Source organism: Spirosoma fluminis, assembly GCF_054778895.1.
The window spans coordinates 1-19906 of record NZ_BAAGZD010000004.1 but is presented as its reverse complement, the minus strand read 5'-3'; the positions used below and the strand labels follow the sequence as shown (position 1 = coordinate 19906).

Sequence of the window (19906 nt, the reverse complement as noted above, 5' to 3'; positions counted from 1 at the left end):
TGACGCGTAGCCCACGTCATCAATTTATCGTAAAGACGTGTCAGGATTACTCTCGTATGCCATTTTAAGTGTTGCTTTGCCAGATGATTACCACTGAAGAACAGAGTCGGGTTTTAGCGAATCTTGGCATTACGACCCTCAATCCCATGCAGGAAGCCGCGCAAACGGCTATTTTACGGGATAACGACACCTTTTTGATCTCTCCCACGGGTTCTGGCAAGACCGTTGGTTTTTTGCTACCCATCATTTCCTTACTCAAGCCGGATCAGAACACGGTGCAGTGCCTGATTCTGACGCCCTCGCGCGAGCTCGCGTTACAGATTGAACAGGTCTGGAAAAAGATGGCGACGGGGTATAAAGTCAACGTCTGCTACGGTGGTCATGCCATGGAAACGGAGATCAAAAACCTGAGCAATCCCCCTGCCCTATTGATTGGAACACCCGGCCGCATCACCGACCACGTAAACCGCCAGACATTTTCGCTCGAGGGCGTTCATACATTGATCCTCGATGAGTTCGATAAGTCGCTGACGCTGGGCTTCCACGAGGAGATGGCGTTCATCGTGGGTAGTCTGCCGAATCTCCGCAAACGTGTACTGGTGTCGGCTACGTCGGGCATTTCGATCCCGGCCTTCGTCCGGCTTAACAACCCCACAACCTTAACGTTCGGTGCCGATGAAGATCAGCCCGCCAGCTTAACGATACACGTTGTTTACGCGACACCGGCTCCAAAATTCGATACGTTGCTTCGGCTGCTTTGTTCGCTGAATTCAGAGCCAGCGCTGGTGTTCTGTAATCTCCGCGAAACTGCCGAGCAGATCAGCAGCTCACTCGCTGAAGAAGGAATTCACTCGCTCGTCTATCACGGTGGTCTTGAGCAGGACATCCGCGAACGGGCGCTGATCCAGTTCCGGAACGGCAGTGTGCGCTACCTGATCACGACCGACTTAGCCGCCCGCGGGCTCGACATACCCGAGATGAAGCACGTCATTCATTACGACTTACCGCTTCACGAGCACGAGTTTACGCATCGCAATGGCCGCACCGCCCGGATGCACGCGTCGGGCACAGCCTACGTAATCCTCGCTCCCTCCGAAACGCGCAATTACTTACCCGACTCGCTCGATACGTTACATTTGCCCGAGAGCAGTCCTTTGCCCGAACCCCCCGATTTTCAGACGCTGTACATCAGTGGCGGCCGGAAAAACAAGCTCAATAAAGTTGACATCGTGGGCTTTCTCTCCCAAAAAGGAAAGTTAGCTCCCGGCGATCTGGGCCTGATCGAAGTGAAAGATTTTATGTCGTTTGCCGCAGTCAGGGCCACTAAAGTCAAAGCGCTGCTGACTCAGATTAAAGACGAAAAAATGAAAGGCAAAAAGTACAAGATTGAAGTAGCGCGGTAGGCGTTGAAAGCGGTTCTTATACGTAACGCAGCAGGCCATTTTCGGGGTGAGCGGCTTTGTATCGGCCATACCACTTACACAGCGGATACAGCAGTACAACCAGGCCGAACCAGACGGCATAAACAAGTCCGAGTGATATGCCCGCCCCGGCCGGTCGACCGAAGTTAAGCACGCCCGGCTGAATAGCGGAGAAACCATATCCCTGCGCTACAACCATCCCGATCATTGCCAGGTGTACCAGATACCAGTGCAGGATGTAGTAGAACATCGGCACTTTGCCGTACACCGTTAAGATTCGGCTTATCACGTTATCTGCACCGTCAGTGAGTGACAGAAAAACCAGGGCAATACCCAGCATCAGTAAGGTATAGAGCAAAGAGGGCGGATACTTGCTGACGTTAATGAACGACAGAAACGTATAGAGCGCATTTTTTTGGGAAGTCCACGGAACCGCATCGCCGTATACGTTAATGAAGCGGATCAGAATGAACAACCCTAGTGCGCCTAAGCCGATCTGCAATACGCTACGTTTCCGCTGAGCCAATGGCTGCTCCATCAGTCGGCCAAATGCGAAACCGGCCAGCATAATCCCCAGCCATGGAATCAGCGGATAAGCCACGAACAGACCGAAATTCGGACTGAACTGAAAGAAATCGGGTCGGAACAGCAACGCCCAGCCAAATCGCGCAGCCTGGTTGGTAAACGGAGGCACCAGCAACAGAACGTCGTGTAAAACGATGATAACTAACCCAATGATACCAAGTTGCCGGGTGGGAAGCTTGGCCGGGAAAGACAATACAATGAATCCGGCCCCAATTGCGTAGATTACCTGGATCAGTATGGACCGAAACTGAATGTCGAACCAGAACGCGAAGTTGACGATCGTAAGCTCAAGCACAATCAGCACAATACCGCGTTTGAGCAGAAACTGACGAGCCTCCGCCGTATTCCGTTTGCGCAGGGACAGATACGCTGATGTGCCCGACAAAAACACAAACGTTGGCGCGCACAGATGCGTAATCCAGCGCGTCAGAAACACGCCCGGTGTTGCCGTTGCCAGATCCGTTGGGTTCTGGTTCATGGCCGTGATATGCAGCAGGTCGCGTATATGGTCTAATGCCATGATCACCATAACCAGGCCCCTTGTGACGTCAATAGCGGTGACGCGACTCATTTGAGTGGGATAGGCGGCAGCAAGTGAGCTACTTCTTTCCATACCGACATTGGGTGTTGTCCGACTTTACATAATAAGATTTGTAATTCAGCGCCTTGGGATCGGTGCAGCCCTGCAAATTAAGCACTTCGACACTGCGGAAATCAATGGGGTGACTCTCGGCCTGTAAGGCAATATACCCTTCTTTTAAAGGCGTATTGGCCCGGCTTATCCAGTACGCGCCATTGTCGATATGGGCCGATTTCCAGTCGTAATCTTTGCTGACAAAGCCTCCGCCAACTTCGGGCCGCTGGTACGTTAGCACCGTATCGCCTTCGACCACGTGATGAATTACCGAATCGCCGTACACGATAGCTTCGGCCGTTACCCACTGATCACCGTCAAACGTTTTTGAATCGGAGTCAATGCAGTGTGCCTGATCAAGTTTGCTGTTTATGTAGACCTGCGTGCCGGGCGTGCATAAGTTTGCGGTATGACGGGGCCCTTTGCCCAGACCGCCCAGCAATTGCACCTCCAGCGATACCGGAAAATCCTGACCCATCGACAAGCTGGCGGCTGACTGCGAGTGTATCATGACACCACTGTTGCGGACATTCCAGGCAGCTCCGCCGGGGGTCTGGTTACCGACGAAGCGATACGTAAAGCGGACGATGTAGTAAGAAAACGGCTTGTTGTAATACAGATGACCAAATTTACCGTCGAAGCTTTGGTATTGGTCATAGGCGATACGGAGTACGCCCTTCTCCACTCGAAAGGTGTTTTTATAGTTATCGTTCAGCGGCTGGCCAGCGATCTTAATATCCCAGCCACTCAGGTCTTTGCCGTTGAACAGCGTCACCCACTCCTTTCGATTCGCATCGGTCTGGGCTAAAATCGAAGAACTGAGGCTCAGCAAAAGGAGCAGGCTCACAAAAGGCGAAAAAAGGGTTCTCATCCGGTTCAGGGTCTACTTTCTTTATCGCAGCGACCAGATTAATTCAGCCGCTGCGATAAGAAAAACTGGCTTATTTCATGACTTCCACGGTATTCAGTTCTGGCCCTCCGCCGTGGTTAGCCGAGCCGGCAACGATATAGATTTTCCCGTCGTACACCACGGCCTGCGTACCATGTCGACCGATGTTCAATTTAGGTCCGGCCGCCCAGCGCCCGGTTTTCGGGTCGAGGGTTTCGGCTTCGTTATGGGCCAGAAGTTGCGTCGTTTCTCCGCCAATGATCCAGACCTTGCCGCCCTGCGTAACGGCCGTAGCACCTGCCCGCTGGGTTGGGATGTTCGAGCTGGCGGGTAAGGTTTCCCAGCGTCCGGTCTTGAAGTCATACACATCGACCTCCGCGATTGTCGTTTCGAGCACCTTGTTGATTCGGGCCGTCGAGTTACGACCTCCGGCCAGATACAGCTTATCATCGACTACGGCCGCACTGATGTGATCGCGGGTGCGGGGCGCATCCGGCAGGCGTTTCCAGGTGTTGGTTTTCGGATCATATTCATCCAGCCACGCTACGTGTCCATCGTAATGACCGTCGGTGATGCCACAGGCCATGTAAACTTTATTGTTGTAGACCACTACCCCCGCCGAACCCCGCAGCCGTTCTTTAGGGATTTCCGGCCCTACCCGCCAGGCTCCCTGTTTAGGATTATAGATATAGATGTTCGGAATTGGTGTTTCGTGAGGATACTTGCCTTGGAAGGCACCCAGTACGTAAATCTCGCCATTGTAGGTAATCGCCTGAAAATGATTCATCTCAACAGGCGGAACGGGTAATGTTCGCCAAGTTAATGTTTTCAGGTTAAGCGCTTCCAGGGGTTTCATGCCTCGGCCACCAATGGCGTACAGGCTGTAGCCCACCAGGGCCGCTGCGTTTTCGTGCCGGGTAGAACAGGTGTTACGGGTTGGCTGGGGCTGCCACCTTTGAGCTTGGGCGGTCAGGCCACAGCCAATCAGCCCCAGGCTAAAAAGCAGATTCAGTTTCATACAAATAAAAGGGAAGTGATAAGATGCCTGCTTTCGGTGGCGCTGGCGTACGCTTCAAGAAATAGAAAGACAGTTTCCAGCGCTGACCTACTCAAATGTGTTATTCGCAATACGTATACATAAGGTCGTCAGAAAGCTAAATTCAGCGGATTCAGCACTTACAACCGATTCACGCATACCAGTCTGATGACCTGATTTTAGCCGCTGGCGTCGATACGTGATAGAAAAAATTTATCAGCGGGATGACGAACCATTTAGTACATTGCCCGTTAAACTCTTATCAACTTTATCTAGTGATGTTATGGAAAATAACAACAATGGCAATGGTCAACACGGGCAACAGCCTGCAGCTGATCAGACCCTAACCACCCGGCAGGGCCATCCCGTAACCGACAACCAAAACCTTCGTACTGTTGGCAATCGCGGTCCGGCAACCTTAGAGAACTACCAGTTCCTTGAAAAAATGTCGCATTTCGACAGGGAGCGGGTGCCGGAACGGGTAGTACATGCCCGTGGTGCCGGTGCACACGGTGTGTTTGAAGCCTATGGCACTGTAGGCGACGAGCCGATTTCAAAATACACAAGAGCCAAGTTGTTTCAGGAAAAGGGAAAACAAACCCCGGTCTTTGTTCGCTTTTCTACTGTTGGTCATGGCGGCCACTCTCCGGAGACTTTGCGGGACCCCCGTGGCTTTGCGGTGAAGTTCTATACCGAAGACGGCAACTGGGATCTTGTCGGCAACAACCTGAAAATATTCTTTATTCGCGATGCCCTAAAATTCCCGGATCTGATCCACTCGCAGAAGCCCGATCCGGTCACCAACATTCAAAGCGGTGAGCGAATTTTTGATTTCATTGCCAATACTCCCGAATCGACCCACATGGCAACGTTTCTGTTCTCGCCATGGGGTATTCCGGCCAACTATCGCCAAATGCAGGGTTCAGGGGTAAACACCTACAAATGGGTGAACAAAGATGGTGTGGCCGTTTTGATAAAATACCACTGGGAGCCGCTGCAAGGCATCCGGAACCTGACGCAGGCTCAGGCTTCGGAAATCCAGGCCAAAAACTTCAACCACGCCACGCAGGACCTGTACGAAGCCATCGAACGAGGTGATTATCCGCAGTGGGAATTGTTTGTACAAATCTTGGAGGATCACGACCATCCGGAACTCGATTTTGATCCGCTAGACGACACAAAGCTTTGGCCGAAGGAGCAGTTCCCCTGGCTGCCGGTTGGTAAAATGACGCTGAACCGGAACCCCGTGAACTATTTCGCCGAAGTGGAACAGTCGGCTTTCGGTACCGGTGTACTGGTGGACGGACTGGACTTCTCCGACGACAAAATGCTGCAGGGTCGTACGTTCTCCTACAGCGATACGCAGCGCTACCGCGTTGGCACTAATTATCTGCAACTGCCGATCAATGCGCCAAAAGTCAACGTAGCGACCAACCAGCGTGATGGTCAGATGGCCTATCACCAGGACTTGGTTCCCGGCCTGAATCCGCACATCAACTATGAGCCATCGAGCCTGGGCGGGTTGAAAGAAGCCCCCAAAGCCGGTAAAGATTACGAGCCCGAGTACAATGCCAAGCTGGTTCGTCAGAAGATTGACAGAACGAACGACTTCAAGCAGGCCGGTGAAACGTACCGCAACTTCGAAGAGTGGGAACGGGAAGATCTGATTAACAATCTTGTGAACACCCTGGCCAATGCCAATAAAGTGATTCAGGATAAAATGATCGAGAACTTTACCAAGGCTGATGCGGATTACGGTCGGCGCGTAGCAGAAGGTTTGAGAAATGCTACGAAAAATATAGGTGAAGTAGGCGCTCCATCCGGTGCAACCATGACCGAAGAAGGCGTGCAGCAAGCCGAGCAGGAATCGCATCCGGCACAACCGTATTAAGCGATTTCCATACACAAAAAAGCCTTCATGCTACGTATGAAGGCTTTTTTGTTATTCAGCAGTGCACCAATATTTGCTTACCAATCAGATCAAAATTCTAGGATTTCTGCCAATACGGTTTCAAATCCGATTAACACATCAGCTCCGTCCAGTTTTTCACTGAAACTTTCTTGTTCGACTTCCTGCCCGGGCCGATATACATACGTCTGCTGTTCACGGGTCGATACCAGCCAGGCTAATCGAACGCCGTTCGTCAGCCACTTTTTCATTTTGATCTTCAGCTCGTTTATGTTGTCCGTATCCGACTCTAGTTCCAGCACAAAGTCGGGGGCCAAATGCGGAAAGGAGTGCTTTTCCTGTCTACTTAATGCCTCCCATCGTTCACGACTTATCCAGGCAACATCCGGAGCCCGCATCGACTTGTCACGCAAAAAGAAACCACCGTTCGAGTCAATGACTTTACCCGCTCTGGTTTTGCGATTCCAGATAACAATTTCAGTATTCAATTCACTGTTGTTAGAGCTAGTTAACAGGTGGGTCGGAGACGTATCAATATAGAGAACACCGTTTTCGTCACGTTCAATATTCAACTCTGGGTTAGCCAGACAAAACCTAACTAACTTCTCGTCGCTAAAACGTTCGCGTTGGGGTATGTACAAGGGGAGTTGCATAACTGATTATTATTTGCACAGGATAACAAAGCTAGCGAATAAACGGCTCATAGTCAGGGATATATGGCTTCATGCAACTGTTAAACGATCGGTAAAACCGTTGAATTTTTCACTTCATCCATCACGAAGAAACTGCTGATGTGCAGTGTCCCCGGAATGGCCGACAGTTGCTCCTGATAAAACCGGTTATACGTCTCCATATCGCGGCTGACGATCTTGATCAGGTAATCGAACGTACCAGACACCCGATTGCATTCCAGCACCTCAGGGAGTTCGCGCACGGCTGCATCAAAGTCAGCAAACGTATCACGAGTTTGCTTGTCGAGCGTCACCTGGCAATACACTACCAGTGCGTTCCCGAGCTTTTTCTTATCCAGGATGGTTACGTAGCGCTCAATAATTCCTTCGCGCTCGAGCCGCTTGATCCGCTCATGAACCGGTGTTTTCGAGAGGTTGATGCGCTGCCCGATTTCCTGAATTGTAAGGTGGGCATTATGCTGTAGCAGGCGCAGAATCTTACGATCAGTGGCATCTAAAATTTCCATAACGGAATTTTTACGGTATTTGAACCGCGTACGAATCGATGGTAGACTATTTTCCGCTAAAAAGTTAGTTTACTATTCTACATTTCCCAAATAATCGCCATGTATTAGAAAATAAATACGCTGAACGTAGCTTTGTAAGATTAGGTGCAATTGTCACTTCATCGCTTTTTCACGGTATGGTAGTTGGTGTTCCCAAAGAGATAAAAAATAACGAAAACCGCGTTGCGCTGACCCCGGCGGGTGTAACTGAACTGCGGAAATACGGTCATACCGTATACGTTCAGGTTAACGCAGGCGAAGGCAGCGGTTTCGAAGATGAAGAATACATTACGGCTGGGGCGATTATGCTACCGACCATCGAGGAGGTATACGTCATTGCCGAGATGATCATGAAGGTGAAAGAGCCCATCGCGGCCGAGTATGACCTTATCAAAGAAGATCAGCTTTTATTTACGTATTTCCACTTCGCTTCTTCGGAAGAATTAACCCGGGCAATGCTCGCCAAAGGTGCCGTTTGTCTGGCCTACGAAACCGTAGAACGGCCCGATCGCAGTCTGCCTCTGCTGGTACCGATGTCTGAAGTAGCCGGTCGTATGGCCATTCAGGAAGGAGCCAAGTATCTGGAAAAACCGCTGAAAGGCCGGGGGATTCTGCTGGGCGGTGTACCGGGTGTGAAACCGGCAAACGTCCTGATTCTCGGTGGGGGTATTGTAGGGACACAGGCGGCTAAAATGGCCGCTGGTCTGGGCGCTCACGTTACCATCATGGACGTAAGTCTGCCCCGTTTACGCTACCTGTCCGACATCATGCCGCCAAACGTGCAGACGATGATGTCGAACGAGTACAACATCCGGGAAATGATAAAGGTCTGCGATCTGATCGTTGGAGCCGTACTTATTCCCGGTGCTAAAGCTCCGCACCTCATCACGCGCGAAATGCTGAAACTGATGCGGTCGGGTACAGTACTCGTTGACGTAGCGGTTGACCAGGGCGGTTGCATTGAAACGTGCAGCCCAACTACGCACGAAAATCCGACATTTATCATCGACGGCGTGGTTCACTACTGCGTGGCCAACATGCCAGGTGCGGTGCCATACACCAGCACGGTGGCACTCACCAACGCTACGTTGCCATACGCCCTTCAACTGGCGAACAAAGGCTGGCAGCAAGCCTGCCGCGACAATCAGGACCTGAAACTGGGCCTCAACGTAGTGGATGGCAAGGTTGTCTACAAAGGCGTTGCCGAGGCTTTCGATTTACCGTTAACAGATGTCAGCGAGGTATTGACCCCGCAGGAACTCGCTCAATAAATCATTACTAATTCATCGACAGACGTAGGCCGCACCCTTTGGGGTGCGGCTTTTTTTGTCAGGCCAGGTTTTGCTGAACCAGCTCGCTCCACTCGGCTTCCAGCGATCCGGCAAAAAATGTAACCCCGGCCCGGCGGTACCAGTAGTTTGCGTTGAAGCGGTCACCTTCCTTGCGGTGCAGATACGCATGCAGCCGATCGTAGGGCTGGTCCCCTTCCCGGCTTTGGGCAATCTCATGGGCCTGCCCCCAATTGCCCTTTGCATCGTACCAGAGCGCCTGAACGACCGGATGTACATCCGCTGGTGGCTGAACCTGATTCAGCGTAGCCGTAAATTCCTGAAGTGTCATTCTTGTAGCTGGTTTAAATAAGGTTGGTACGCGGGTGTAACATACACAGTATAGGTCTTCAGCCGACGCCTGTGCAGGGGCTGCTTCATCACTCGTGGAAACCGACTGCCCAGGTTCTGAAAATCATTGTTCGGTATAATCGCCAGATCTGCCTTTTCCCAATGTTTTTCGGTCGGCCAGATGTTGTAGTGTGTATGAAAGAAAGGCGTTAAGTAATCGAACACAAACACGTTGGAACGCGGAGGAATAACCTTGGCGAGCCGCGCAACAACCGCGACATCCGCTTCGGGGAGCATAGGCTCTTTATAGGGATCAAACCGGTGCTGAAACGTTCCCAAAAGTACCGCCGACCACGTAAAGTCGGGCCGGGCGTACGGTACGATGGGTATCTGGATCAGGAATAAACCCAGCGCAAGGGCAATGGGCTGCCAACCTGCCACCGGCCGCATCTCCCGACCGGCGATGAGTATGATGGCTACTACGTAACAGGTACTAAACGCATAGGCCAGTACAAAACGGGGGGGCCACGTTACCGACACCAGGTAAAACAAGGGATTCGTGCCATAATACGTAGCGCCCTGCACAAGGTTCGACAGCAGCAGCACAAACTGAGCCACCGCATACACAAGGGTAACAGACCCTAGTTGGTTGACTTTGAATCGCCAGGCCAGATACAGGGCCAGCACAAACGACGGCAGCAGCAACAGCAGCGTATGACCCAGAAATCGGAGGTGAATCTGAATAAAGGCTTTTTGGTGTATGCTCTGCGTAATGGCGTTTAAGGCCTGCTGCAAACGGGGCTCAGGAGCGGTGGAGTGATTCTTGTAGGCCAAAAATGCCATGCCCGCTATAAACAGGCCAGCCCAGATCAACAGAATCAACCAGAACTGCGAGCAGGCTACCACCCCAAAAACGGAACGTAACGGGTTGTTTTTCAGGTAGCGCAGACAACTATACGCCAGATGGATTATGCCGCCCAGCAAGGCCCCATCTTCTTTGACCAGTACTATCAGTCCCCCAGTTATCAGGATGTAAACGGTCCGTCCGCTGTGCAGGGCCAGTATGAACAGGATCGACAACGGCAGGTACGTCAGTTCAGGGTGCCAGCCGATGCCGGGATGGTCGTTAAACCAGAACCAGACTGGCCCCAGCAAAACGGTACCCAGCAGCGTCCACGCAACCCAGGCAGGCAATGTGCGGGGCAGCTGTCTGAAAAGCCACAGATAGCTCAATAGGTACAACCCAATCTGAACGGCAAATGCGCCATAGGCACCCCATACGTAAATCAGCGGTCCCCATAAGAGCAGCCCGTAGTTGTTATGAATGCGATCATCGTAGCCCCAGATATTTTCGTATAATAGTGGTCGCCCGTCCATCCAGCTGCATGACTCCTGAAGGAAGATGTACATGTCGTTAAATACGTAGTACAGCGCCTGAAAACGAACCACCTTAAAGGCGAGAAATAAGAGCAGAAGGAAGCTGCTCATCAACGTAACATCCCTCCATCCTGACCTTAGTCCAGTCTCGGAAAATTTTGCTTCTACCATTCTTGAGCCGGGCTAGTCGTTAGGCTTGCCAGCCGGAATACACTGCCGGGCCAGTTGCTCATACCCCGCTGCGGCATATATGTTGTACGCTTTTAACCGAATAATCTGATACGGTCGGCGCATGGGCAACCGACTTCGTAACTGCTGTGGGTCGTCGATAGGCAGCACCGCCACATCCGCCGGTCGATATTGTTTCCCCGTTGGCCAGATCTCATACTGCCGATGAAAATAAGGCACTACGTAGTCAAACGCGAAAACGTTAGCCTGGTTCGGCAGTTTGTCCGCCAGGCACTTTACCGAAGCAATGTCCTCTGGCTGTAAATAGACCCGGTTTTTATAAGGGCTGTACTGGCCGAGCATGGTGGCGATCCAGTCGCGGGCGGCTATAAAATCGGGCCGGACAAGGTCCAGCACGGGCAGTTGAATCAAAAACAGCAGCCCTCCCAACACCCAGGCTCTGGCCAGCGGCATAGGCCTGAACCGATCGGCAAACTCATCCAGCAGCAGCACCAGAAAAGCGCCCGAAAACGCCCATACCAGCACAAAACGGGGTGGCCATGTTAAGGACACCAGGTAAAATAAGGGCTGATCGTAATAGTGCGAACTCTGCACGAAGTTCAGGATCGTCAGCACACCAATTCCTATGCCCCACATCAATAGAAGCTGCACCTGCGGGCGTCCTGGCAGTTGCCTGACCAGGCCCGTTAAAACCAAGATGACAGGGAGCAGCAGCAACAGCGATTTGCCGATCAGGCGAAGCGTCTGGTCCCAAAACGCTTTACTGTATACGTTATCATGAATCAACTTAAGGGCAACCTGCAAACGAGGTTCGGCAAAATCGTTTTTGTAGCCAAGCCAGACCATGCCGGCCACAAATACCAGAGTCCACCCAATGGCAATAAACCAAATCTGACGCCTGCCCAGCCAGCCCCCCAGCGACCAGTCGGCCCGTTGGCGAACGTACCGAAGCCGGTCGAAAGTCAGATGAATGAGCGCTCCCACTACCGCCCCGTCTTCTTTCACCAGTGCAATGGCTACGCCTGCCACAACGGCCGCCCACGGCTTTTTCCCGCTGAGGGTCAGCGCAAACAGCAGAGCGAACGGAAGATACGTTAACTCGGTATGCCAGCCGATGTTCGGATGGTCGTTCAGCCAGAACGTAATGGGGCCCAGCAGAATAACGAGCAATACGGCCCCCCGTGTCCAGTTGGGTGCTTCCCGTTGGTTCAGTCGTTGGTTTACCCAGGCGTAGCTAATCAGCAACAAGCCGGTTTGTGCAGCAAACAGACCGTATGCGCCGAAAAAATGGCACAAAGGTCCCCACAGCAGTACGGTATAGTAATTATGAATGTTGTGGTGATAGCCCCAGATGTTCTCATACATAAACGGACGTCCGTCCATCCAGCTGTGAGACATCTGAATGAAGGCGTACATGTCGTTAAACGTATAGCTCAGCGTTTGGAAGCGCAGGATTTTAAATACGAACAGTCCGAGTAAAGCCAGGCAAATCCAATAAGTTGAACGGAACATGAATGGGTACATTACAAAACGCAAACATAGTAGTTTTCGGTTTTTTCACCGAAAACTGAGCCCGGCCATTCGATTGGGTCGTCTTTTTTATAAAATTGCAATGTACTTACCCAAAAGCATATAGTCTGACTTTTACATTTATTTGAACGCATGAGTGGTCCCGAACGCGATCGTTGGATTCGCCGTAACCAATACTATTACCGTTGCTTACTTAATTTTCTTCATTACAATATCCCAAAAAATAGCTCTGTTCTGGAGATCGGCTGCGGCACAGGATACGTCCTTGACCAGCTTCATCCATCGCGGGGAGTAGGTATCGATGTAAACAGCGATTTTATTACGCATGCCCAGCAGAAGTACCCCCACTACAGCTTCTATGTTTCAGATGCCAAAGAGTTATTCGTTAACGGCGAGGTATTCGATTACGTAGTCATCAGCGATACCATTGGTGCCTTCGATGATGTACAGCAGGTACTGGCGCAACTTCACAAGGTGTGCCACGCCGACACCCGGATTATCATTACTTACAAAAATTTCCTCTGGACCCCCGCGCTTAACCTGGCCGAAGCTGTCCGGCTGAAAATGCCCGAGCAGCGGCAGAACTGGCTCGACCGGAATGATATTGTCAATCTCCTTGAAATCGCCGATTTAGATGTGGTTCGCACAGGCCGTAAGGTTCTCTTACCGTACTACATCCCAATTTTATCCTGGCTTTTGAACCGCTACATTGTCAATCTGCCTTTGTTCAACCGATTGGGCTTATTCACTTTCATCGTGGCACGTAGCGTTCGCAGATTAAGACCTGCCCACGAACACAGCGTAAGCGTAATTGTTCCGGCCCGCAACGAAAAAGGCAATATAGAAGCCATTGTGCAGCGCACCCCTCAGATGGGTAAGCACACGGAATTGATTTTTGTGGAGGGTAACTCCACTGACGACACCTGGTCCGAAATTCAACGCATTTGCCGGAACTTTAGCCATGTGCGCGACCTGAAATGCGTACAGCAGGATGGCAAAGGCAAAGGTGATGCCGTGCGAAAAGGATTTGGTATGGCCACGGGCGATATTCTGATGATTCTGGACGCGGACATGACGGTTCCACCGGAAGATCTGCCCAAATTTTTCGAAGCCATCTCCACCGGAAAAGGCGAATACATCAACGGTACGCGGCTGGTATATCCCATGGAAAAAGAGGCCATGCGAACGCTGAATCTGATCGGCAACAAATTCTTTTCGATTGCCTTTTCGTGGCTTCTCAACCAACGTATTAAGGATACGTTATGCGGTACCAAAGTATTATCGAAAGCCAATTACCAACGCCTGATTGCCAACCGTGCTTACTTCGGCGACTTCGATCCGTTTGGCGATTTCGATTTGATCTTTGGAGCCGCTAAGCTGAATCTGAAATTTGTGGAGATTCCGATCCGGTACCGGGCGCGTACGTACGGAGAAACAAACATCTCTCGCTTCAAACACGGCTGGCTCCTGCTCAAAATGACCTTCTTTGCCCTGAACAAAATTAAATTCGTTTAGGCTCTGGTCATTCCTATTGAACAGTATACTACGTATTGTACAGCTTATCGCCAGTTATCGCGGAGTATGCCATTCAGTTGTTCGTAGGGGACAGTCACCTCAATTGGCCCGACGGCGTAGGCCGCAATTTCATAGGGGTTGTAGTAAAAAACCATTCCTTTGGCCGCCAGACCAACGTTGGCGGGTAGAAAAAAACGGCCATCGCGCAGGAAGTATCCCCGCTCCTCAAGATTGTACTGAGGCAGAAGTTCCTGCTGCTTTCGGAATGCTTTTTCCACTACCCCCAGCAAGGCAGTAGTGTCGGCCACTATATCATTCAGGGCCAGCGACCGGCCCGTTTCACGATCGAACGTGTAAAACGACAGATTCGAATTGGGATGGGCTCCACCCGTGTAAGCGTACGTTTCGTACTTCACTGTCAACGCTTTCGATCCGGCGTAGACCGTATCAGCCGTTGTTTTAAGCTCCCAGCAGCCACCCAATCCGCCCATTTCTTTCAGCATCGCTTCGTAATCGGCGGCAAACAGCGAAGTGGCTTCGGCCAGGCTGGTCTTCGCCGACGGATTTTGGGCGACAGTGGCGCTATCGAGCCAGCTGACTACGCTACCCACGGCCAGCGCTCGCAGGCTATCGTTTATTTTTAGGGCAATTGCTGACTCATCTTTCAGCAAGACATACGACACCGTTACGTCTACTCCTGTATTCGTAGCGGTGTCACAGCGGGAAGCGCCCGCGAAAGCGTACTGCTCACGCTCCAGCACAGGCGGACCAGAAGGCCTTGATTGACAGGCGAAAACAATAAGAAACAGCGTAACAGATATAGCGACGAGCAGAGACTTCATGCGGAAAAAGACCAAGTATTACTGAAGGTCAGGTGTGTTGACTTCAGGCAGAGTACGGCCTTGTCAACAGCATGCCGCACTGGCTTCTACAAACTTAGTAAATCTTTAAACCGAATTGCCTGCCGACGGCTTATTTCGATTTTATCGCCCCCGCGCAACGTAACGAGCAGTCCTCCGCTGAACCAGGGCTCAATTTTCTCGATCCATTGCAGATTGATGATGTGCTTGCGGTTAGCCCGAAAAAACGTCGCCGGGTTCAGCCGGTCTTCGAGCGCATTCAGCGACTTGAGCACCAGCGGTTTCTGATCGTCGAAATAGAGCCGGACGTAGTTGCCCATCGACTCGAACAGCCGCACTTTACCTAGTTTAACGAACCAGCATTTTTCGCCGTCCTTCACGAATACCTGGTCATTTTCGCCCAGAATTTTCGTGGATGAGCCCGGCGTCGTACCGGATGGTTCCTGGGCATGCTGCTCTTCTTCGACCCGGTGAATGGCTTCCGACAGGCGGGCGAGTTCGACGGGCTTCAACAGATAATCGAGCGCATTGAACTCAAACGCTTTAATGGCGTATTCGTCAAAAGCGGTGGTAAAAATCACTTCGGGGGTTTTTCCTTCGATGGACTGCAGCAGCTCGAAGCCGTTTTTTCCAGGCATCTGAATGTCCAGAAACAGCAATTCGGGCTCAAGCTCTTCGATCATGGGCAACGCTTCGTCGGCATTAGCGGCTTCGCCAATGACCTGAATTTTAGGAAAGTTTTCGAGAAGTCGGCGCAGTTCGTTACGGGCCAGGCGTTCGTCGTCGATGATCAGGGTTTTCATACGTAAGGATTACAGATGCAATGCGAATAAGATACGTTTTTAGTACGTGGGAGTTAACGGGAGTCATTCACTACTTTGGCTTCCGGGCTTCGTCGGAATATACCTTCGGATTGCGACGGAATAGTGATTTCGGCGCACACGACCGGCCCCTCGTTCGGGCTGTCGTCTTCCTGCAAAATCTGAAAATGGGCTTCAGGGCCGTAGAGCAGTTCAAGCCGCTGGGCGGTGTTGGCCAACCCAAAGCCACCTGATGCTTCCTTATCGCCTAAAACCCCCGTGTTTCGAATCGTGATGTGCAGCTTGTCCGAAGACCCATCGGGCTGCGTAATGAGCGTGGACTTCACTTCCACGAAGCCCCCGCCAACGGCCGTCGATACGCCGTGCTTAATGGCATTTTCGACCAAGGTTTGCAGCATCATGGGTGGTACCTGCCAGAACAGCGTTCGACCATCCAGATCAATTCGGGACGTTAATCGATCTTCATAACGCACCTTCTCCAGGGCCAGGTAATCTTCTACCGTTTTTATTTCCTCGCGCAGTTCAACCGTCTTGCGTCGGTCGGCCAGCAGGGAGTTCCGCAGCAGGTTTGAGAGCTGGGTGATGCTCTGCTGCGCTTTGGTTGGATTCTCGTACACCAGTGCCCGGATACTGTTCAGCGCATTAAACACAAAATGCGGATTCAGCTGCGAACGTAACACCTTGGCTTCGGTCTCGCGAATGCTGGTTTTGAGCAGGATTTTTTCAATCTCCGCATTCCGGGACTGTTCAACGTAGTGATAAGCCGTGTAGCTCAGCACCCACGCCAGCATCGATTTGCCCCAGCTCATCAAATAGCCAAAAAAAATCCAGGGTTCATTGACCATGTACTGCGGCACAATAATCTGATCTATAGGCAGGTTGACCATGGTCATAATCAGGGCCAGCACGAGCACCGACAGCAGTACGCGGGGCGCTAACCGGAAGAACGGTAGCCGTACCCAGTTCCAGCGCTTAATCATAAGCCGGTACAGGTGCGTTAGCGTTATGCCCAGAAAAATGTTGGCAATGGCTAAATACAGCGTATCAGGATCAAAACCGAACTCGAGCAAATAAGCCAGATACTCTACCAGAATGAGTAGAGTCCAGCCGAATAACTGACAAAACCAATATATTTTTTGTTTAGACATATCCATTCCTATCCATACCCACTACCGGACAATGAGCGAATATAACAGAATTGGTCAGTAGTTGTCAGTCATCCGGTATCAATGGCCTTATAAACGGATTATCGGCTGATGGCCCTCATTGACCGGACGCGTGCAGCTACGCCCTGCTAAGCAATGGCCAGCGACAGCAGATGCGACGTATCGTTGGCCACCTCAATTGTGAACGTAGCAGTCTCGTATTCGTAACGGAGTTTATACAGGCAAAGATTGCTGTGTTCAAACTGATCCATCTCCGCCAGCGACCGGTTCGTTAGCCAGCACAAGAGTATGCGCATTGCCCGGCCGTGCATAGCCACAAGAACCGTTTCTTCTTCAGGATGAGCGAGTAGGGCATTGATAGCCTCCCGCTGACGGGCTTCCACCTGCTCGGGACTTTCACCGCCATCGGTTGGTAAGGTCGTGTTTCCCGCCGACCATGATTCGATCAGATTCCGATAATATTCATTGTCCAGATTTCCGGGTACTTTGCCTTCCATTACGCCCCAGCTGATCTCATTCAGGCCGGTAAGCTTTTCATACGGAATACCCAGCTCTATAAATAGTTCGGCCGTCTGGTACGTACGCTTCAGGCCAGAGATATAGATTTTGCTGAACGGAACGTGCTGATAGGCCTGAAAAAAAGCCATCGCCTGGGCCCGACCCATACCGTTGAGATCCGAATCAACGCCACTGCCCTGCACTACGCCCCGCCGGTTGTAGTCGGTCTCACCATGGCGAATTAAATAGATTGTTTTTTGTGTCAAGCGTATCGCGTTGCCTATTGGCAAATTTACCTCAAATTTGAAGCGCAAAATTACGCAAAACGCACTCATTATGAAAGCTGGCTTTGACCTATCCAATCTCGATTTCATCCATACCGACTCCATTGTAAAGCACCTCGGCATTGAATTTACCGAGGCTGGCGAGGGCTATTTGACAGGACGTATGCCCGTCGACAAGCGAACGCACCAACCGTTTGGCATACTCCACGGTGGCGCTTCTGTGGTGCTGGCCGAGTCGCTGGGCAGCGTTGCATCGTTCATGCTCCTCGACGACCCGACCAAACAACGGGCGGTAGGATTGGAAATCAACGCCAACCACATCCGGTCCGTCAAGAGTGGCTGGGTGTACGGCCGGTGTACGCCGATTCACATTGGCCGCACTACGCACATCTGGGACATCCGCATTACTGACGAGGACAATAAGCTGGTGTGCATAAGCCGCTTAACTGTGGCTATTATTACGGTTTAACCGGCATCTACGGCTAAGTATTCAGGCATAAATACAACGTAGCGCTGCCTTGTGCAACCAAACAAAATCATTTACCTACTGTTTCACTAGAGAAATCGCTGACTCTTTGTATAAAGAGTCAGCGATTTGAGTATTCAATAAGGTATATAACAGCAAACTAACTCAACCGTTATGCGATTCATCCCGACAAACGTTCACGGTATTTTAGATTACGCGAGTGGTGCCCTATTCCTGGCTTCGCCCTGGTTGTTCGGCTTTGCCGATAAGCCAGCCGCCAAGTGGGTTCCATTAGCTGCGGGTGGTGCTGCCCTCGGCTCCTCGCTGTTCACCGATTACGAATTAGGCGCAGTGCGTAAAATTCCGATGCCCGCGCATCTAGGATTAGACGTGGCCGAAGGTGTTTTGCTAGCGGCTGCGCCCTGGCTGTTCGGTTTCGCGAAAAAAGTATACGTGCCGCACCTAATTTTCGGTGCTTTTGCCATCGGTGCCGGCTTGCTGACACAGAAATCGCCAGAGAAATAAATGAGAAGAGTATAAATTTTCATGCACCAGGCGGTTTAAATTGATGACGCCCGGTTTTCTTTGTTGCGTATGTGCGAAACGAATAATATATAAATCCAAATTTCAGACTCATTCAAACCTTGTACTATTCCTAGACCTGTTGTATAACTACCAGTACATAAAGGGAAATAATCAATAAGTACTGTACTTCAATGAATTCTTCACTATAGAAAGAATACTATTTTTTGACTAGATCGACTTGGTTGATGCCTCGGTTCAAACCCTGCCAAGTCATTCCATCTGGTCTAGTATCGAGAGCAAACGTTTCTAAGAGTAGACCGATTTGTTGTAGAAAATAAGCCTCTTCCTCAGTCGGACCCGAGTAGCCAACTGGAAAGTTATACTCAAGCAAAAAATATGCTTTAGGACCCTTCTGATTAAAAATCCAAGGTCCCGCTAACAAATCAAACCGGATTGGATAGGTTTTAACCCCATATTGGATAGTTCCCTTATAGCGATCACGAGTCGGGTTATTTTGTACTAAAGCACGCGCCAGCGTAAGAGTAGCAAAGCTGGTTAAGGTCGTATCGCGCTTAATCTTAAGTTCATTTTGGAAAGTGCTGTTTTGATACTTAATCTGAAGCTGTTTCATGCTCCATGTGCCTGTCAGCTGAGGCACTAACTCTTTCATGAGTTGAATACTAGCTTGCTCATTGTCCATCTTAGGACTGACAGATTTGTCCGACGAACATTGAACAAAGACAGTGAGAGTAAGCGAGCTTATCCAAAGAAGATTTTTCATGGTAATTCTGTTGAGAAGGTTGTTGTATAAGTGATGTTATGTTAGGCTAGCGTTTGCACTACGAGCTAGTAATTGAATTTCGCTCCCCTTATCGAAGCTGAGATAAAAGTAGCTTCGCCCTTGCTGATCGTGGCTTAAAAGCACGTTCTCGCCTTCTGTAAAACGACCTCGATAAAAAAGGTCTAGCGTGCTATCGGTGACACCTGGATCGAACGAAAGAACACGAAGCACGACATCTTCAAACAAGATTATGATACGCTGGCTTGTGGACCTGTGTATGAAAGAAAGCTTTAGTGTATTCGTCTCCAGTGAGACAGTTCGACAGTCATACTCGTTATGTAAATCTATTTCCACTCCCTCAATCTGGAAAGAGAGCAACCCCTCAAACAGGGGTACTAAAGTCAAATCTTTTGTGCTCAATCTGTTATATAATCAGTCTTATAGTACGTTTGAGCTGGTTTGAAAAATACTCTAAAAACAGTTATTCTACTGTGATTTGAGCCACCAGCGCGGGAAAGTCCGTAGTGTTATTAGCCAAACCTGTTTAACATGTTTTTGACTCCC

The 19906-nt window shown here is 50.7% G+C and carries 19 protein-coding genes; 6 read left to right on the top strand and 13 right to left on the bottom strand.

Annotated features, from left to right (window positions below; genetic code table 11):
- Positions 1-83 precede the first annotated feature (83 nt).
- Positions 84-1403 (top strand): DEAD/DEAH box helicase, encoded by a 1320-nt coding sequence (locus ACYVBJ_RS05475; RefSeq protein WP_460981290.1) that lies wholly within the window; start codon positions 84-86, stop codon positions 1401-1403.
- A 16-nt stretch (positions 1404-1419) separates the two neighbouring features.
- Here the strand turns inward: ACYVBJ_RS05475 and ACYVBJ_RS05470 are convergent, their stop codons facing one another.
- The 3 genes from ACYVBJ_RS05470 to ACYVBJ_RS05460 all read right to left on the bottom strand — a co-directional run bounded on the left by ACYVBJ_RS05470 (position 1420) and on the right by ACYVBJ_RS05460 (position 4547).
- Complete coding sequence (locus ACYVBJ_RS05470) at positions 1420-2577, bottom strand: DUF1624 domain-containing protein (RefSeq protein WP_460981289.1); 1158 nt, start codon at positions 2575-2577, stop codon at positions 1420-1422.
- A 28-nt stretch (positions 2578-2605) separates the two neighbouring features.
- On the bottom strand, positions 2606-3511 hold the full coding sequence (locus tag ACYVBJ_RS05465) for a 3-keto-disaccharide hydrolase (RefSeq protein ID WP_460981288.1): 906 nt from the start codon (positions 3509-3511) through the stop codon (positions 2606-2608).
- Between the two features lie 70 nt (positions 3512-3581).
- Positions 3582-4547, bottom strand: a complete 966-nt coding sequence (locus ACYVBJ_RS05460) for a Kelch repeat-containing protein (protein ID WP_460981287.1) — start codon at positions 4545-4547, stop codon at positions 3582-3584.
- Positions 4548-4848: 301 nt separating this feature from the next.
- On the opposite strand from ACYVBJ_RS05460, the gene ACYVBJ_RS05455 reads away from it, so the two are divergent.
- Positions 4849-6456 carry a catalase gene (locus ACYVBJ_RS05455; protein ID WP_460981286.1) on the top strand — a complete coding sequence of 536 codons (1608 nt, stop codon included), beginning with the start codon at positions 4849-4851 and terminating at the stop codon, positions 6454-6456.
- An 89-nt stretch (positions 6457-6545) separates the two neighbouring features.
- Here ACYVBJ_RS05455 and ACYVBJ_RS05450 read toward each other — a convergent pair whose 3' ends face one another.
- Positions 6546-7127: a Uma2 family endonuclease gene (locus tag ACYVBJ_RS05450; RefSeq protein ID WP_460981285.1), complete on the bottom strand. Its 582-nt coding sequence runs from the start codon at positions 7125-7127 to the stop codon at positions 6546-6548.
- Between the two features lie 80 nt (positions 7128-7207).
- On the bottom strand, positions 7208-7672 hold the full coding sequence (locus ACYVBJ_RS05445) for an Lrp/AsnC family transcriptional regulator (protein WP_460981284.1): 465 nt from the start codon (positions 7670-7672) through the stop codon (positions 7208-7210).
- A gap of 176 nt (positions 7673-7848) precedes the next feature.
- On the opposite strand from ACYVBJ_RS05445, the gene ald reads away from it, so the two are divergent.
- Positions 7849-8982 carry an alanine dehydrogenase gene (gene ald / locus ACYVBJ_RS05440; protein WP_460981283.1) on the top strand — a complete coding sequence of 378 codons (1134 nt, stop codon included), beginning with the start codon at positions 7849-7851 and terminating at the stop codon, positions 8980-8982.
- A 58-nt stretch (positions 8983-9040) separates the two neighbouring features.
- Here ald and ACYVBJ_RS05435 read toward each other — a convergent pair whose 3' ends face one another.
- The 3 genes from ACYVBJ_RS05435 to ACYVBJ_RS05425 form a co-directional block, all read right to left on the bottom strand.
- Positions 9041-9331, bottom strand: coding sequence for a hypothetical protein (locus ACYVBJ_RS05435; RefSeq protein WP_460981282.1), 291 nt, complete (start codon positions 9329-9331; stop codon positions 9041-9043).
- A complete protein-coding gene (locus ACYVBJ_RS05430; RefSeq protein ID WP_460981281.1) occupies positions 9328-10818 on the bottom strand; it encodes a hypothetical protein in 1491 nt (496 codons plus the stop codon). Before ACYVBJ_RS05430 ends, ACYVBJ_RS05435 begins: the two co-directional genes overlap by 4 nt.
- A gap of 72 nt (positions 10819-10890) precedes the next feature.
- Positions 10891-12408 carry a hypothetical protein gene (locus ACYVBJ_RS05425; protein ID WP_460981280.1) on the bottom strand — a complete coding sequence of 506 codons (1518 nt, stop codon included), beginning with the start codon at positions 12406-12408 and terminating at the stop codon, positions 10891-10893.
- 150 nt (positions 12409-12558) lie between these two features.
- Here ACYVBJ_RS05425 and ACYVBJ_RS05420 point away from each other — a divergent pair, with 150 nt between their 5' ends.
- Complete coding sequence (locus ACYVBJ_RS05420) at positions 12559-13941, top strand: glycosyltransferase (RefSeq protein ID WP_460981279.1); 1383 nt, start codon at positions 12559-12561, stop codon at positions 13939-13941.
- Positions 13942-13985: 44 nt separating this feature from the next.
- Here ACYVBJ_RS05420 and ACYVBJ_RS05415 read toward each other — a convergent pair whose 3' ends face one another.
- From ACYVBJ_RS05415 to ACYVBJ_RS05400, 4 genes are all read right to left on the bottom strand, one after another.
- A complete protein-coding gene (locus tag ACYVBJ_RS05415; RefSeq protein ID WP_460981278.1) occupies positions 13986-14783 on the bottom strand; it encodes a DUF3298 and DUF4163 domain-containing protein in 798 nt (265 codons plus the stop codon).
- An 86-nt stretch (positions 14784-14869) separates the two neighbouring features.
- Positions 14870-15604, bottom strand: a complete 735-nt coding sequence (locus tag ACYVBJ_RS05410) for a LytR/AlgR family response regulator transcription factor (protein WP_460981277.1) — start codon at positions 15602-15604, stop codon at positions 14870-14872.
- A 53-nt stretch (positions 15605-15657) separates the two neighbouring features.
- On the bottom strand, positions 15658-16770 hold the full coding sequence (locus tag ACYVBJ_RS05405) for a sensor histidine kinase (protein ID WP_460981276.1): 1113 nt from the start codon (positions 16768-16770) through the stop codon (positions 15658-15660).
- A gap of 146 nt (positions 16771-16916) precedes the next feature.
- On the bottom strand, positions 16917-17552 hold the full coding sequence (locus ACYVBJ_RS05400; protein ID WP_460981275.1) for a histidine phosphatase family protein: 636 nt from the start codon (positions 17550-17552) through the stop codon (positions 16917-16919).
- A gap of 70 nt (positions 17553-17622) precedes the next feature.
- On the opposite strand from ACYVBJ_RS05400, the gene ACYVBJ_RS05395 reads away from it, so the two are divergent.
- Positions 17623-18039, top strand: a complete 417-nt coding sequence (locus ACYVBJ_RS05395) for a hotdog fold thioesterase (protein WP_460981274.1) — start codon at positions 17623-17625, stop codon at positions 18037-18039.
- 171 nt (positions 18040-18210) lie between these two features.
- A complete protein-coding gene (locus ACYVBJ_RS05390) occupies positions 18211-18561 on the top strand; it encodes an SPW repeat domain-containing protein (protein WP_460981273.1) in 351 nt (116 codons plus the stop codon).
- Between the two features lie 217 nt (positions 18562-18778).
- Here the strand turns inward: ACYVBJ_RS05390 and ACYVBJ_RS05385 are convergent, their stop codons facing one another.
- A complete protein-coding gene (locus tag ACYVBJ_RS05385) occupies positions 18779-19342 on the bottom strand; it encodes a hypothetical protein (protein ID WP_460981272.1) in 564 nt (187 codons plus the stop codon).
- Positions 19343-19906: the final 564 nt, after the last annotated feature.